We start from the raw sequence: 16,425 nt of genomic DNA, 5'->3' as shown, positions 1-16,425 counted from the left end.
TATGCGATAGCTATTTGAATATTGACTAAACGGCAACAAAACTAAAAAGAGACCTCATGATTTGAGGTCTCTTGGTTTTGATTTGTATAGGCTTCTATTAGTTCTGGAACCGGGATTTGCTCTTCGGAGGGCGTACCTAGACCCGAGTTGCAATCCCATCATCACGCCAATTCAATTCACAGTACTCATCCAATTTATCGATTTAATAAACTTCCTACGTAACGTAGCAGGTCGTTTGCTGAGATAGAGTTGTAGCCATGTTCGTCTACTAGGCGTGCTACGACTTCGTTCATTTTCTTCAGTTGTGTCTCGTCAGGCGTTGTAGAAGTTGTAGTGATCTTCACGACGTCTTTTAGATCGGTGAAAAGTTTTTTCTGAATCGCTTCACGCAAACGGTCATGAGAGCGATAGTCGAAGCGCTGGTGTTTTCTTGCGTATGCCGAGATGCGAATCAGAATTTCTTCACGGAATGCCTTTTTCGCATTCTCGGAAATTCCAATCTGCTCTTCCAGCGAACGCATCAACTTTTCATCGGGGTTGATTTCTTCCCCAGTTAGCGCGTCTCGTAGTTTGTTTTTATTACAGTATGCTTCAACGTTATCCAAGTAATTATCCATTAATGTTTTGGCAGACTCTTCGTAAGAATAGACGAAAGCTTTCTGGACTTCTTTTTTCGCAATTTCATCATACTCTTTACGCGCCATTGAAATATAGTTCATATACGTGTCACGGTCTTCACTCGAAATGGAAGCGTGTTGATCGAAGCCGTCTTTTAATGAACGCAATACATCTAGTGCATTGATGCTTGGTACTTCTTTTCGGATAATTGCAGAAGAAATACGGTTGATGACGTAGCGTGGATCGATTCCGTCCATGCCTTCATCTATAAATTCGTTCTTCAGTTCTTCCGCATCTGCATCGTTGAAACCTTCGACATTCTGTCCATCATACAAGCGCAATTTCTTCAAGCGATCGATGCCTTGTTTCTTAGATGCTTTCAAACGTGTCAAAACAGAAAAAATAGCAGCCACTCGCAATGCATGCGGCGCAATGTGGACGTGAGCCATATCACTGTCACGAATCATTTTTTCATAAATCTTTTCTTCCGCACTTACTTTTAGATTGTATGGAACTGGTATGACAATCAATCTTGAGTGAAGCGCTTCGTTCTTTTTATTACTAATGAAAGAACGATATTCCGTTTCATTCGTATGCGCAACGATTAGTTCATCTGCACTAATCAATGCAAATCTTCCTGCTTTAAAATTTCCTTCCTGTGTTAAGGACAATAAATGCCAAAGAAACTTTTCATCGAGCTTCAGCATTTCTTGGAACTCCATCATGCCCCGATTCGCTTTATTCAATTCTCCATCAAATCGGTATGCACGTGGATCCGATTCCGAACCATATTCAGCAATAGTGGAGAAGTCTATACTTCCTGTTAAATCAGCGATGTCCTGTGACTTCGGATCGGATGGTGTGAATGTTCCAATGCCGACACGGCGGTCTTCTGAGAAGAGAATGCGTTCCACTACAACATTTTCAATTTCACCCCCGAATTCTTCTTCAAGACGCAATTGATTTAAAGGCGATAAACTACCTTCGATTCTTATGCCATACTCTTCAAAGAATGACTTCCTCAATGATTCCGGAATCAAGTGCAATGGGTCTTCATGCATCGGACATCCTTTGATCGCATACACCGCTCCTTCATCCGTGCGGGAATACGCTTCTAGCCCACGTTTCAACATCGTAACGATAGTAGATTTACCACCACTAACAGGCCCCATCAGTAACAGTACGCGCTTCTTTACATCTAAACGCTTGGCTGCTGGATGAAAATATTCTTCCACTAAACGTTCGATAGACTCTTCCAGACCATATAACTCTTCATCAAAGAAATTATAAATCTTCTTACCGTCTTTCTTTTCAATTCCTGCGCTTTTAATCATTTCATAAATACGGGAATGTGCAGTCTGTGCCACTTCTTTACGCTCTTTAATTAATTCTAGATACTCCAAAAATGTACCTTCCCACTTCAACTGATTTTCTTCTTTGCGATAGTTATGCAACTGACGAATGATATCCAACATATCTCCTCCAATTAGGCTATGATGTATCATCTTATGTTCTGAAAGAGTAAAAGATTCATCATGTCCTTCGGAAGAAAAATTGACAACCTTAGATTTTCACTACTTTCTTTTTAAAGATTCCGTTAAGATAGAATAAATACGTTTGAAAAAAGGGGAGTTTTATGAGCAAACAACATAAAAAGGAAACTGTAGGGCATTTACTTAGACGCTATTTATTCATTTCTATTGGTGTTGTAATTACAGCAGTTGCGTTAGATTTATTTTTAATCCCTAACTCCGTAATTGATGGGGGGATTATCGGGATCGCACTTATATTGAATTTCATTTCTGGAGTACCTTTTGGAATTTTGATTTTGATCTTAAACTTGCCCTTCTTGTTCTTCGGCTATAAACATATCGGCAAGAACTTTTTCTTCTCCTCTTCCTATGCGATTGCTTTGCTTGCGATCGTAGAATTTCCACTAAAAAAACTAGGTCCATTCGTTACAGATTCGTTACTGGCTACAGTCTTTGGAGGATTGTTGCTTGGCGCAGGTGTTGGAACCATCATACGTAATGGCGGGGCGCTAGACGGGACGGAGATTCTCGGCATTTTACTTACAAAGAAAATCCCATACAGTGTCGGAGAATTCGTAATGTTCTTCAACCTCTTCATTTTCGGATGGGCAGGCTTTGTACTCGGACCCGAAAAAGCGATGTACTCGATCATTACATACTATATAGCCTCAAAAGCGATCGACATTGTGATTCAAGGCCTAGACGAGACCAAGGCCGTCTTTATTATCTCCGATGAATACGAAGAACTAGGTGAAGCGATTCGTCTACGACTCGGCCGCAGCATTACAATGCTGCACGGTCGTGGTGGCTATTCTGATAACGAAAAAGACGTCATCTATGTAGTCGTGACAAGACTAGAAATTTCAAAGCTAAAGCAAATCACTACCGACATAGACCCTTCTGCCTTCTTGACCATCATGAACACACAAGAAACACATGGAGCGACCTTCAAGTCACCTATACATTAAAAAAACCGCCACTCATTCGAGTGGCGGTTTCGTGTCTCTTAATGGAAGACAATGGTTTTATTATTCTCTACAATCACTCGATCTTCAAGATGCCACTTCACTGCACGTGCAAGAACACGTCGCTCGATAGTGCGTCCAATCTTCTTCAATTGAACAATATCGTCACGGTGATCTACGCGCTCGATGTCCTGTTCAATGATTGGACCTTCATCTAAATCGTTCGTTACATAGTGTGACGTTGCACCAATCAGTTTTACACCACGTCCAAAAGCTCTTTCGTAAGGACGCGCACCGATGAAGGCCGGCAAGAACGAATGATGAATATTGATAATTTGATTCGGGAAGTGACTAACGAATTCAGGTGTTAGTATTTGCATATAACGCGCTAACACGAGTACGTCCACATCGTATTCTTCCATTAACTTCACTTGCTGTTTCTCTACTTCTTGGCGTATATCTTTGTTCGCCGGAATGTAGTAGAAAGGAATACCAAGTGCTTCGACCATTCCGCGAGCATCTTCATGGTTACTGATAACCACAACGATGTCAGTATTTAAATCACCATTCTGCCATTCCCATAGCAATTCCATTAAGCAATACGGTTCTTTGGAAACAAAGATCGCCGTTCGTTTTAGTTCTACGGCGTACGAAAAGTGATAGTCCATTTCATATTGGTTCGCAATGTCATTAAAATGTTCTTCCATTTCTTCTTTTTTCTCCATTAGATTGTCTAAATGGAATGCGATACGTAAATAGAACATGCCACCTTCTGGATCAGTTGAATATTGGCTGGATTCTACGATATTTGCTTCATATTGTAGCAAAAATGCGGAGACTGCAGATACAATTCCCGGTTTATCTGAGCATTTCACAAGCAGTCTTCCGATGTTTTTCTGTGCTGTAGATTGTTCTTGTAAATGTGTTGCAATTTTACTTTGGGCCGACATATTTTCATCTCCTACAAATAATGTTACGTAATGAATAAGTTCCCCAGCCAGTAAGGCTAGGGAACGTGTAAACGCTTCTCATACAGTATGAAGCAAAGTGATGTTTTTCGCAAAAATCTTACTCAGCAGGTTTTTCTAAACCTCTCCCCATCCCTTTTAAGAAGTTCATACCGAAAGTTAACGCACGATTGATATCAGGATCATTGATAGCTTTCATCAGTTGAAGAACGCCTGTTTTCTGACCATCATCATTCCCTTGCTCTGCTTCCGACAATCCTTTTTGGACACTTTTTGAGAGTTGCTGAATGGTGGCTGGGTCTAATGCAGTTAGAATTCCAGCTCCTGCCATCAAATTATTGAGCAGGTTGGTGACAGGTTCTCTGGATACTTGACCTAACGCTATGCCGGTAATCTTTTCTTTTGAATGAAGCATGGCTTGTAATGCGTCTAGTGCGCCAATCTTATGCAATTCACCTGTGATCTCCATGATTTTCTGCAAAGACTCTTCCTGTTCAGCAATTTGTTTCTGTAGTTCCGCCAACTTATCTTGCTGTATTTCCAATTCGGATCGTTCTGTTCTTTTAATAGAAGTTATGGGTGCCGCCATTGATATTCACCTCACTAGTTATTGATCTGTTAATTGGACATATCCTGGTCGATTCCATTTCCGCTCTACTTCTACACCATTTTGAGGATGGCGTTTCTTATCACGGTGGTTGCTCTTAGGTAGTGGATTGTCTCCTTGCTTCGCGAGCACTTCCATGCGAACTTTTGTCTGCTTGTAAGCGGGTGTATTCGTTCGTTCATCAGTCGCAGGTCCGGTTAGGAAGTTGATAGCAGATTCCTTATCAACAGAATTCATCGGTAAGAATAATTCATTTTTCCGTACCCTATCTGTTACCAATGCAGGTAGTTTCACTGCTCCATACGGAGAAATAAGTCTTACATAAGTACCTGTGACTACTCCACGCTCTTTTGCCAATTCAGGTGAAATCTCAACAAATATATTAGGAACTTTCTCTTGGATACCTTCAGATTTATTCGTCATATTTCCTTCATGGAAATGTTCGAGCATACGGCCATTGTTAATATGAAGATCAAATTCATCAGGGAACTTTACTGGTTCAATCCAATCCGATAATGCAAAGCGTGCTTTCTTGTCTGGGAAATTAAATCCATCTGTATATAGAAGTGGCGTGTTCTTCCCTTCTAGACTTCCCCAAAGGAAACTCCCCCAACCTTCTAACATCTCGTAAGAAGCTTCTCCGAACATAGGACTCAAACTTGTCATCTCAGCAAATATGTCACCTGGATGTGTGTAATTCCAGTTAGCACCTAAGCGATTTGCCACTTCTTGGATGATCCACCAATCTTGGCGAGAGTCACCTTTATTCGGCAATGCTTTATAAAGTCGTTGTACACGGCGCTCCGTATTTGTGAATGTACCGTCTTTTTCAAGTGATGGCACTGCAGGTAAAATGACGTCTGCGTATTGTGCTGTGCGTGAGAAGAAGATATCTTGTACAACAAGGAAATCAAGCTTCGACAGTACATCATGAACATAGTTTGCATTGGAATCCACCAGTGCCATATCTTCTCCTACAATGTACATCCCCTTCATAACACCTTCATCAATCGAGTGAAGCATTTGAATATTATCAAGACCTGGTTTATTTTCTATCTCTACACCATAAGCACGTTCAAATTTCTCTCGTGCTGCATCGTCTGTAATATGCTGATAGCCAGGCAACCAACCAGGCAAGCTCCCCATATCACAGGCACCTTGTACGTTGTTGTGTCCGCGTAATGGATAAGCACCTGCGCCTGGACGACGATAATTTCCTGATGCAAGCAATAGATTAGAAATTGCTGCTGAAGTATCGGAACCGCCTGTATTTTGTGTAACTCCCATTCCCCATAATATGCATGTACCATCTGCATCACGGATCATTTCAGCTGTTTGAATTAATACTTCTTTTGAAACGCCAGTTACTTTTTCTGCATATTCAAGCGTATAGCGATCCAACACTTCATTAAAATCTTCAAAATGAAGTACATTTTCGTCAATGAATTGCTGATCATGCCAGCCTTGGTCGATTAAGTATTTTGTCACTGCCATTAGCCATACTTGATCAGTTCCTTGCTGAGGTGTCATAAAGATATCTGCGCGTTCAGCCATTTCATGCTTTCTGAGGTCAGCTACAATTAACTTTTGACCGTGTAGCTTGTGTGCTCGCTTTACACGTGTAGCAAGAACTGGATGACCTTCTGCAGGATTTGCACCTACAATGATGACCAAGCCTGCTTCGGCAATATCTTTAATCGTGCCAGCGTCTCCACCCATACCTACCGTACGGAATAATCCGTCTGTCGCGGGAGACTGGCAGTAACGAGAACAATTATCTACGTTATTTGTACCAAATACTTGTCGAGCGAATTTTTGAATGACATAGTTCTCTTCATTTGTGATTTTTGACGAGGAGATGACGCCGATTCCGTCTCTGCCATGCTCGTCACGGATTTCACCTAGATTTTTTGCGACTAAATCCAATGCTTCATCCCATGACGCTTCAACAAAGTCGTCACCTTTACGAATAAGAGGCGTTGTGATACGTTCTTCACTATTCACAAAGTCCCAACCAAATTTCCCTTTGACACAAGTAGAAATCTGGTTGACAGGTGCATCGGAAACCGGTTGGATTTTTAATATGGTACGATCTTTTGTCCATACTTCAAATGAACAACCTACTCCACAGAATGTGCAGACAGTTTTCGTTTTATTGATTGTAGATTCTCTCATCGCCGATTCTACATCGGAAATCGCCATGATACTGCTGTAACCTGGTTCTACATCTTTGATCAAATCCACCATAGGCTCCATCAGCTCGTCACTCATTTTAGTCATAAATCCAGCTTCACCAAGCATAGTTTTTTCCATCAGGGCATTACATGGACAAACCGTAATACAATGGCCACAGCCTACGCAAGAAGAATCATTAATCTTCGCTCCGCCATCCCATAGAACAATTGGACGATCACGCTCCCAGTCAATTGAAAGCGTCTCATTCACTTGTAAGTTTTGACACACTTCCACGCACTGACCGCAAGCGATACATTGATTCGGATCGTAACGATAGAATGGATGAGTGAAATCTACTGCATCTTTCGTGCATTTCGGCTCGTATGGATATTTTTGTTCTTCCACTTCCATAAGTGCCACGGTATTATGTACTTTACAGTTCCCATTGTTGTTATCGCAAACGGTACAATAAAGTAAATGGTTCTCTAAAATCCGATCCATTGCTTCCGTTTGTGCTTCCTTTGCACGCGGGGACGCTAATTTAACATCCATGCCGTCGACAGCTTGTGTTGAACAAGCGCGTGTTAATTCACCATTCACTTCGACAATACACGTATCACATGTCTGTATTGGATCGACTTCTGGCAAATAACATATTTGTGGGTGCTCAATCTTATTTGCATTGATAATTTGAATGAGTGTCGACCCTGGTTCGAAGTTAAAAATCTTATCATTGATTGAAATTGACATACAGGCGTCCTCCTTCTCAAATAAAAAATCCACCATAAAAAAACCGTCATTACGGTATTTTTTTATGGTGGAATAGTTTCTTAACAGGACTTGCTAAAGAACCAATCCATACTTACTATTACATGTAGGTTGATGGACTCCTAGCAATCACATACTAGATTTCCATCTGTTATGTATTTAGTATAAAGTAATAAAGCGTATAATACAATGGCTATCCTCAAATAATTAGACTATTCTGTAAATACTACAAGGAAGTGTCCTATGAAGAAAATTCATGAATTTAATGATATCATCCGTAAATTACGAAAAGACTTATTTGGCAAAGGTCCCGAACGAATTCATACAATATTTATCGATAATATGGTGGTCTCTACACTCTACGGTAATTTGACTCCTACAGAGAAATTCATTGCAGGAACGCCAGAGGGAAAAGAAATGGTCCACCGCGCGCGAACTAGCATGATTCAGGCAGTCTATGCAAAAGAGCCGCCAGAAGGATTGGAACAATTAGTCGACGCGAAGTTTCTGCATTTATTCAGCGATTTTAAAATTGATGATGATATTGCGGTTTCAGTATTTTTATTCGATCGATCGATTGACTAAAAGGGAGGAAGAATTATGGAACAGCAACAACAACGATCCATTATTCGATTTCAGGATGGGACAGTCTTTGAAAAAGAAGATTCGGTTGCAGTTGAATACGCAATCACAATTAAACTAAACAACAAAGAATTTGCGACGATTGTATGTACGCCAGAATATATCGAGGATATGACAGTAGGCTTCTTAGCTTCAGAAGGAATAGTACCGAAGTGGGAACAAGTAAAGGACATTCGTCTTGATCTGGAAAATGGCTTTATTTACGTCGATACCGACAAAGCCTATCCATTCTTTGAACAATTGCAAAATAAAAGGTATATCACATCTTGTTGCGGCATGAGCAGACAAGGATTTATCTTTGCAAACGATGCACTGACAGCGAAAAAGATGGACAGTATCTCTGTTAAACTCACACCCGTACAAATATTTTCCTTGATGAATCAAATGGAAGATCAGGCAGAAATGTTCCGACATACCGGCGGTGTTCACAATGCAGCTTTATGTGTACCTGATCAATTGTTGTTATCCCGTATGGATATCGGCCGCCATAATGCGTTAGATAAAATTTATGGGCACTGTCTAAAGAACGATATCTCTGTGCGAGATAAGATCATTGTGTTCAGCGGACGAATCTCCTCCGAAATTTTACTTAAAGTCGCCAAGATCGGTTGTGAAATTGTCCTATCAAAATCTGCACCTACGGAATTAGCTTTGAGCTTAGCAGACGATTTAGGAATAACTACGGTCGGTTTCATACGTGGAGGATCCTTTAACGTATACACACATCCTGAAAGAATCGTTATGGATGACAATTCTCTTTTTCCGACTACAGGAAAAAGTAATATTGACAATCTTGTGAATTGATAATAATATACTCCTTAATCCTAAGTTAGATTCCAGTAATTGTTTAATTATCTTCCTTTCATTTCCACTTCGCGAACTAGTGGACTGTCGACTATTCATTTACTCCACCGACTAGTTAAGAGGTTTGTTTACTGGAATTAGAACTGTGGAAATTTTTTGTTAAAAAGGAGGACTACAAATGAAAAAAACGAAGAACAGATGGTTGATCGCGTTATCTGCAGTAGGTATTCACATTTCCATCGGATCTGTTTATGCCTGGAGTAACTTCACTAATCCACTTATTGAAGAATTTGGATGGACTACAAGCCAAGTACAGCTAACGTTTAGTATAGCCATTTTATTTCTTGGTTTATCAGCTGCTTTTTTAGGTCACTTTGTAGAGAAATATGGTCCAAGAAAAGCAGGATTACTTGCAGCTGTGTTCTTCGGGGTCGGAGTGACAGGTTCCGGACTGGCAGTAGGAATGTCTTCATTACCTTTGCTGTATGTCTTTTACGGTATGCTCGGTGGAATTGGCTTAGGTGTAGGATATATTGCACCTGTTTCTACGCTCGTCAAATGGTTCCCCGACCGCAGAGGGCTAGCTACGGGACTCGCCATCATGGGCTTTGGATTCGCAGCAGCCATCAGTAGTCCAATCATGGAATACTTGATTGTCAACGTTGGTTTACAAAACACTTTTTATATTCTTGGTGTATCGTATTTTCTTATCATGATGCTCTCTTCTCTTTACCTAGAAAAGCCGGAAGAAGGATGGGCACCGCCTGGATTCATTGAAAAAGTTCGTTCAGGTAAAACTGAAGTTAAAGAAGATCTTGCTCAATTGACAGCAAATCAAGCAGTCAAAACAAAACGCTTTTATTATTTATGGCTAATGTTATTTATTAATGTCACGTGTGGTATTGCAATTCTATCCGCTGCCAAACCAATGGCGATTGATAGTATCGGCATGACGACTATTCAAGCAGCAGCATTAGTTGGTGTGCTAGGCATTTTTAACGGGGCCGGAAGACTTGGCTGGGCTGCGATTTCGGATTTTATCGGACGTCCGAATACGTATACTACGTTCTTTGTCATTCAGCTTGTTCTGTTCGCTATTTTACCCTTCACCACAAACGCAATTATTTTCCAAGTCATTCTAGCCGTAATCTATACGTGCTATGGAGGAGGTTTCGCTTCTATTCCGGCATATATTGGTGATATATTCGGAACGAAACAACTTGGAGCCATCCACGGCTATATTTTGACAGCATGGTCTGCTGCTGGTGTGGCAGGGCCGATGTTTGCCGCTTGGATGAAAGATACGACAGGTAGTTACGAGAGTAGCCTACTGTTCTTTGCTAGCTTATTCGCAGTTGCTCTAGTCATTTCCTTACTCATACGAGTGGATATTAAAAGACTACGAAATGAAAAAGAAGGGATCATTCCAGCTGAGCCTGCCATAGCCGCAACAAAATAAAAAAGTCGCGAACGTCACTTTGAAAAACAAAATGACCTTCGCGACTTTTATTTTTCGGTTTGATTAAATGTATCCCCACCATCAATGGTACCTAATTCAAATCCATGTTCAAACCAATAAATTCGTTGTTTTGCTGTACCGTGTGTGAAACTTTCTGGAACAACATACCCTCTTGCACGTTTTTGGATCGTGTCATCACCAACCGCACCCGCGGCAGTGATTGCTTCTTGCAAGTCCCCTTGCTCCAAGTATCCTCGTCCCTTTGCATGATGCGCCCAGACTCCCGCAAAATAATCTGCCTGTAATTCAAATCTCACTAAGTATTTATTAAATTCTTCTTCGCTCATTTTTTGACGTAACGGCATCACTTGATCTGAAATTCCGAGTAATGTTTGCACATGGTGTCCTACTTCGTGAGCTACTACATAGGCCATAGCGAAATCACCAGGTGCTTTAAATGAACTTTGTAATTCATTATAAAATGCTAAATCAATATACAATTTTTGATCACCCGGACAATAAAACGGTCCTGCAGCTGCACTTCCATATCCACAAGCTGTATCCACTTGTCCTGAATATAGAACTAGCGTAGGATTCTCATACTGAATTCCTTGTTGAGCGAATAACTCCGACCAAATGTCTTCTGTATCCGCGAGTACAACCGACACAAAATCTGCCAATTCTTCATCTTGTTCGGTTTCCACGTACGGTTGATCAGGTACTGCTGAACTACTATCTAATAAATCAGTTGGATTTCCACCTAATATAAGAAACAATATAATACCGACAATCCCAAGACCGCCACCACCTAATGCGATCGCACCTCCGCCTCCCCCACTCTTCCCTCTTCGATCCTCAATATTTGAACTTTTTCTGCGTCCACCTGTTTTCATTCTGTCTCCCCCGTTTCGGCTTTATGTGAGCTGAATTTTACATCATTATGTAGATGCTACTTGATTACAATTTACCCATTTCCCCAGCAAAACAAACAAGACGAACATCATCATGAGTTGAGTAATTTATTGCGAATTGGCAGATAGCTATTCCCCATGTATGATTTTTCATATATACTTTACTTTAGGGTTGTAAACTAATGAAGGAGTGAGTTTGTTGAGTAATCAAAAGTCTGTCTATAATTTTAACGCGGGTCCATCCGCTCTTCCACGAGAAGTTCTTGAAAAAGCACAAGCTGAACTAGTGAATTTTAAAGAATCAGGAATGTCTATTATGGAAATGAGTCACCGCAGTGCTACTTATGAACAAGTACATAATCAAGCAATTGAACGCTTACGTTCTTTATTCACAATTCCTGAAAACTATGAAGTACTATTCTTGCAAGGTGGAGCTAGTCTACAATTTGCAATGGTACCGATGAACTTCTTAGCAAAAGGAAAAAAAGCAAGCTATATCATGTCAGGCGCATGGTCAGACAAAGCACTTAAAGAAGCAAAGACAATTGGTGAAGTATACGAAGCTGCTTCTACAAAAAATGCAAATTATAATCGCGTTCCATCTTCAGAAGAAATTACATTTGAAGAAACGGATGCGTACGTGCATATTACATCAAACAACACAATCTTCGGTACACAATTCCATGAGTTCCCTGTCACTGGCAATGTTCCGTTGATCGCTGATATGTCCAGTGATATTCTGTCAAGACCACTAGACGTTAGTAAATTCGGAATGATTTATGCCGGTGCTCAAAAAAATCTCGGACCTTCAGGTGTTACAGTTGCGATTATCCGCAAAGACTTGTTAGATAATGCGAATAGCGCGATTCCAGCTATTTTGAAATATAGTACACATTCGTCTAGCAACTCTTTATATAACACTCCTCCGTCATTTGGTATTTATATGTTGGGTGAAGTGCTTGGTTGGATGCAGCAACAAGGCGGCTTGGAAAAGATCGCAAAGCGCAATGAAGAAAAAGCGAACTTGATCTATGACGTAATTGACAACAGCAATGGTTTCTATACAGGACATGCTGAAAAAGAAAGTCGCTCATTGATGAACATCACGTTCCGTGTAGCGGATGAAGAGCTAGAAAAACAATTCTTACAAGAAGCTAAAGAGGCAGGATTCGTCGGGCTAAATGGTCACCGCTCTGTAGGCGGTTGTCGTGCGTCTGCTTACAACGCAGTACCATTTGAAGCATGTCAGGCGTTACAGCAATTCATGCTTGATTTCCAAGAAAAAAATAAGTGAAATCTAAAAGCCAAGTCACTCATAAGTGACTTGGCTTTTTACTGTTCTACAATAATAAATTCTTTTGAGAATGCTAATTGCAAAGAACTAAATGTTTGGATATTTGTAAAATCTAAACCAAGCTCTGTCGACGCTTGAGCAATTGCCGGTAAGATACCTGTAATGGTGCATTTTGTTCCTAATAGAGATAACACTTTTGTAACTTGAAAAATCTTCTGAGCTACCAGTGTATCAATTACGGTCACTCCCGATAAATCAATGAATAAATGTTCAATGTCAGACTCTAAACTTCTCTCCGGAATACTTTCCAACATAATGCGTGCACGCAGTTCATCCATATCTCCAATTAGCGGTACTACACCAATTTTATCGGTGATTTTAATGATGGGTGAGCTTAACTCATTAATTAAGCTTTGTTGGATATCAAACTTGCTGTTGATATATTCATTATAGGTTTCTGCGAAATTAATATAAATCTGATCAAATGCACTATTGATTGTTTCACTCCAACGCATATAATCTTCTAGTTTAATCTCGTCTACATTGGCCAACTGAAACTCATTTATTAATCGCCAGTATGTTAAACGAAGTTTACTCAAAGCCTCTATAACTTCTTCTATGGGGGTATTGCTGTTGACTCTACTTAGAGCGACAACGGCAGCCCATTTTATTTTGTTCTTTTCAAAGATTTCAGGATCATCGAGTAAACTACTAATGACGGTTAAATTCGTTAATCTATTTTGTTCCCGAAGTGTTTCTTCCATTTCTGGGTGCGCGCTAAGCGAATAAATAGAATCTTTTTCTATTTTTCTCATCGCTAGCCAAGAAGTAGTGATTTCCGGCAATTTTGCTAGTAAATATTCATAAAGCCTAACATCAAGCTGTTTCATCTTACATCCTCCTGGATACGTTCTTCGATCTTATTGAATGTGTATAATTAATTGATTCGCTTCAAAGTCAAAGATATTTAATATGACCCCAAGAACCGTTATGTATTTGTATATAGATTCATAATACATGATGCCATATTCTTTATCATATTGCGCAATAGGATATACATACTGTTCTCCCGAAGGGATGGGCAAGAACTTCCAAGGTCTTGGAGAATCATTGTTTTTTTCCGCATGTGCATCTAATAACATATTATAAAAACTCTTTACCTTTTTTTCGGGAAAGTCATAATATATAACAGGCTCTGTTTTCTCAATAGTTTCTAAATTCTTTTGCACCCAATGAACAATTGGATGCTCAATTGGAGCTGAATGAACGCGCTTCAAAAGATTTTGGGATGTAGGTTCTTTTTGAGTATTTAGTTTATCACAATACGTAATATACAAAAACTTCATTATTCCCTCTCCTTTGCAAAAGGCTTTTAATATAGCACTCATTTTACTAGTACAGCTATTCCCACGTCTATTTAAATAGTACTCTTAATACTTGGTTCCATCATATCCATATTCCTCTAGTAATTCTTCAAAACTTTTATTTTTCTCACGTTCTTTGCGCTCTTGAACACGTTTTTCTTTTTCCTGTTCCAATTTTATTTCTTCTTTTACTTTCATTTCCTGCTTCATTCCTTTTAATTTAGCTAACGTATCATCGCTCATTAAATCCGAAAGTGAAGTTGTAGAATTATCTACTGTATTGTTCTTTTGATTACTCGATGCTTTTCGTTGTTTTTTTGACATAGTAAACACTACTTTCTATTTGATAATTGAGTTGCATTTTATTGTTATTATCCAGTTAATTGTCAAGGGGTATACATTGCCCTTATTCGCTTTAATTACGTACAATAGATTGAGGGAGGGATGTTTATGTATAGCTTACCAAAAAACGTAACGTTAATCGAGGTTGGACCGCGCGATGGCTTACAAAATGAAAAAAACAGTATTCCTACTGATCAAAAATTAGCTTTTATACATTCTTTACAGCAAGCAGGTATACATGAAATGGAAATCACCTCTTTCGTATCGCCAAAGTGGGTACCACAAATGTCAGATTCCAAAGAGATTATGGCACGAGTTAGCAAACAAGGCAGGCAAATTGTTCTCACGCCAAACGCACGTGGTGTTGAGAATGCACTCAAAGCTGGTGCAGATAGCATAGCGGTGTTTGTAGGCGTGAGTGATACATTCAATCAACATAATATCAATCGCTCCACTGCGGAGAGCGTGGAGACGTTGCGACCTATTGTCCATCGGCTCAAAATAGATCAGCGTTTTGTAAGAGCTTGTATTTCAACAGCATTTCACTGTCCATATGAAGGTTTTATTCCACCTGAACAAACTCTGGCACTTTGCAATAAGTTTGTCGATATGGGTGTAGATGAATTAAGTGTGGCAGATACTGACGGTATGGCCAACCCTTTAGCCAGCTATACTTTGTTTCGAGAACTAAAGAAACAGTTTCCAAATATTTTAATTACAGCACACTTCCATGATACCCGTAAACTAGGATTAGCTAATATTTACGCCTCCTTACAAGCAGGTGTTGATCGATTCGATACATCTGCAGGTGGTCTCGGTGGCTGTCCTTTTGCACCTGGCGCTACAGGTAATGTCGCAACGGAGGATGTGTTATATCTTTTGCAGTCAATCGATGTAGAAACAGGGATTGATATGGATAAAATATGTGCAGCAGTAGATGAAGTTGCACCTTATCTGTCACGTCCTATTGAAACAGCGATGTATAGCTTATATAAAAGAAGTAAGTAAAAAGGAAAGGGGGATTTTGGTGAAACGTAGAGTAGTCTATATTGCCGGTATAGCATCAAGTATTATTACAGCGTTTCTCACAGTTTTCGGGATTCTTGTTACTAATCGACTGATGTATTTAAAAACAAAAGACTCGGAATTTATATTGCAACGCGAGATGATTGCTAAGCGCTTTGATCGTCAATGGTTTGAAACCGTAAGAAAAGATGATATTTGGATTCCATCACCTAACGGCTATAACTTACGCGCGATTTTCTTGCGACCTTTAGATACAACGCGAACGGTTGTCATTTGCCATGGCGTAACGGAAAACAAAGTGAATTCCATCAAATATGCACGTCTGTTTGAACGTTTAGGATTTAATTCCGTTATTTTTGATCATAGGCGACATGGCGATTCTGGTGGAAAAACAACAAGTTTTGGATTTTATGAAAAAATGGATTTGAAAGAAGTCGTGACAGCTGTTCGTGAACGTGTTGGTAAGCGCGCTTTGATTGGCATCCATGGAGAATCTATGGGAGCCGCTACTACGCTGTTGTACGCAGGTACGTATGAGGATGAGGCAGATTTCTATATATCTGATTGTCCATTTTCGGATTTCTCAGAGCAACTATTGCATATCATTCGTACAGAGATGCCGTTTAAGACTTCCATGAGCTTGCGAATCGCCAATTTGTTTTTGAAGATTCGTGATGGTTATACTTCTGCGGCTGTTTCACCCCGCGAAGTGATGAAGTTTATTGATAAGCCCGTATTATTCATCCACAGCATGGAAGACACGTTCATTTTGCCTCAAATGACGGAAGAGTTATACGAATTAAAAGAAGGCGATAAAATGATGAAGCTTTTCGCAAAAGGAGCTCATGCCAAATCGTATAATGATAATCCAGATGAATATCTGCAAACGGTTCAAACATTCTTGAGTCGTTTTCGTTTATATTCTTGACAATACTATACAATAGAAAATA

15 protein-coding genes are annotated in these 16,425 nt (G+C 39.9%); 7 read left to right on the top strand and 8 right to left on the bottom strand.

Translation table 11 applies throughout. The features are described from left to right. Positions 1-194 precede the first annotated feature (194 nt). Positions 195-2,093 (bottom strand): PrkA family serine protein kinase, encoded by a 1,899-nt coding sequence (locus CSV72_RS00790; RefSeq protein ID WP_369802869.1) that lies wholly within the window; start codon positions 2,091-2,093, stop codon positions 195-197. A gap of 161 nt (positions 2,094-2,254) precedes the next feature. Here CSV72_RS00790 and CSV72_RS00785 point away from each other — a divergent pair, with 161 nt between their 5' ends. Then, positions 2,255-3,118, top strand: coding sequence for a YitT family protein (locus tag CSV72_RS00785; protein ID WP_099633260.1), 864 nt, complete (start codon positions 2,255-2,257; stop codon positions 3,116-3,118). 38 nt (positions 3,119-3,156) lie between these two features. Here the strand turns inward: CSV72_RS00785 and purU are convergent, their stop codons facing one another. The 3 genes from purU to fdhF form a co-directional block, all read right to left on the bottom strand. Next, a complete protein-coding gene (gene purU, locus CSV72_RS00780; protein ID WP_099633259.1) occupies positions 3,157-4,065 on the bottom strand; it encodes a formyltetrahydrofolate deformylase in 909 nt (302 codons plus the stop codon). A 118-nt stretch (positions 4,066-4,183) separates the two neighbouring features. Then, on the bottom strand, positions 4,184-4,672 hold the full coding sequence (locus CSV72_RS00775) for a helical membrane plugin domain-containing protein (protein ID WP_143561138.1): 489 nt from the start codon (positions 4,670-4,672) through the stop codon (positions 4,184-4,186). Between the two features lie 18 nt (positions 4,673-4,690). Next, the gene (gene fdhF / locus CSV72_RS00770) at positions 4,691-7,615 is read right to left on the bottom strand and encodes a formate dehydrogenase subunit alpha (RefSeq protein ID WP_099676703.1); all 2,925 of its coding nucleotides are present in this window, start codon (positions 7,613-7,615) and stop codon (positions 4,691-4,693) included. Between the two features lie 261 nt (positions 7,616-7,876). Here fdhF and CSV72_RS00765 point away from each other — a divergent pair, with 261 nt between their 5' ends. From CSV72_RS00765 to CSV72_RS00755, 3 genes are all read left to right on the top strand, one after another. Then, positions 7,877-8,218, top strand: a complete 342-nt coding sequence (locus tag CSV72_RS00765) for a Na-translocating system protein MpsC family protein (RefSeq protein ID WP_099633256.1) — start codon at positions 7,877-7,879, stop codon at positions 8,216-8,218. A gap of 15 nt (positions 8,219-8,233) precedes the next feature. Then, the gene (fdhD, locus tag CSV72_RS00760; RefSeq protein WP_099633255.1) at positions 8,234-9,079 is read left to right on the top strand and encodes a formate dehydrogenase accessory sulfurtransferase FdhD; all 846 of its coding nucleotides are present in this window, start codon (positions 8,234-8,236) and stop codon (positions 9,077-9,079) included. A gap of 178 nt (positions 9,080-9,257) precedes the next feature. Then, a complete protein-coding gene (locus CSV72_RS00755; protein WP_099633254.1) occupies positions 9,258-10,538 on the top strand; it encodes an L-lactate MFS transporter in 1,281 nt (426 codons plus the stop codon). 47 nt (positions 10,539-10,585) lie between these two features. Here CSV72_RS00755 and ypfJ read toward each other — a convergent pair whose 3' ends face one another. Continuing rightward, positions 10,586-11,431 carry a KPN_02809 family neutral zinc metallopeptidase gene (gene ypfJ, locus CSV72_RS00750; RefSeq protein WP_099676702.1) on the bottom strand — a complete coding sequence of 282 codons (846 nt, stop codon included), beginning with the start codon at positions 11,429-11,431 and terminating at the stop codon, positions 10,586-10,588. A gap of 214 nt (positions 11,432-11,645) precedes the next feature. Here ypfJ and serC point away from each other — a divergent pair, with 214 nt between their 5' ends. Continuing rightward, a complete protein-coding gene (gene serC, locus CSV72_RS00745) occupies positions 11,646-12,743 on the top strand; it encodes a 3-phosphoserine/phosphohydroxythreonine transaminase (RefSeq protein ID WP_099676701.1) in 1,098 nt (365 codons plus the stop codon). A 38-nt stretch (positions 12,744-12,781) separates the two neighbouring features. Here the strand turns inward: serC and CSV72_RS00740 are convergent, their stop codons facing one another. The 3 genes from CSV72_RS00740 to CSV72_RS00730 are packed head-to-tail and all read right to left on the bottom strand — an operon-like array spanning position 12,782 to position 14,431. Beyond that, positions 12,782-13,633, bottom strand: coding sequence for an STAS domain-containing protein (locus CSV72_RS00740; protein WP_099676700.1), 852 nt, complete (start codon positions 13,631-13,633; stop codon positions 12,782-12,784). Positions 13,634-13,663: 30 nt separating this feature from the next. Next, positions 13,664-14,131, bottom strand: coding sequence for a hypothetical protein (locus CSV72_RS00735; RefSeq protein WP_158232104.1), 468 nt, complete (start codon positions 14,129-14,131; stop codon positions 13,664-13,666). A 42-nt stretch (positions 14,132-14,173) separates the two neighbouring features. Then, on the bottom strand, positions 14,174-14,431 hold the full coding sequence (locus tag CSV72_RS00730; protein ID WP_099676698.1) for a YqkE family protein: 258 nt from the start codon (positions 14,429-14,431) through the stop codon (positions 14,174-14,176). 126 nt (positions 14,432-14,557) lie between these two features. Here CSV72_RS00730 and CSV72_RS00725 point away from each other — a divergent pair, with 126 nt between their 5' ends. Continuing rightward, positions 14,558-15,457 carry a hydroxymethylglutaryl-CoA lyase gene (locus CSV72_RS00725; protein ID WP_099676697.1) on the top strand — a complete coding sequence of 300 codons (900 nt, stop codon included), beginning with the start codon at positions 14,558-14,560 and terminating at the stop codon, positions 15,455-15,457. Between the two features lie 19 nt (positions 15,458-15,476). Next, a complete protein-coding gene (locus tag CSV72_RS00720) occupies positions 15,477-16,403 on the top strand; it encodes an alpha/beta hydrolase (protein ID WP_099676696.1) in 927 nt (308 codons plus the stop codon). Positions 16,404-16,425: the final 22 nt, after the last annotated feature.

Source organism: Sporosarcina sp. P20a (assembly GCF_002743175.1).
GTDB lineage: Bacteria > Bacillota > Bacilli > Bacillales_A > Planococcaceae > Sporosarcina.
Note: the sequence above shows the minus strand (reverse complement) of the source record. Positions and strands in the feature narration are given on the sequence as shown.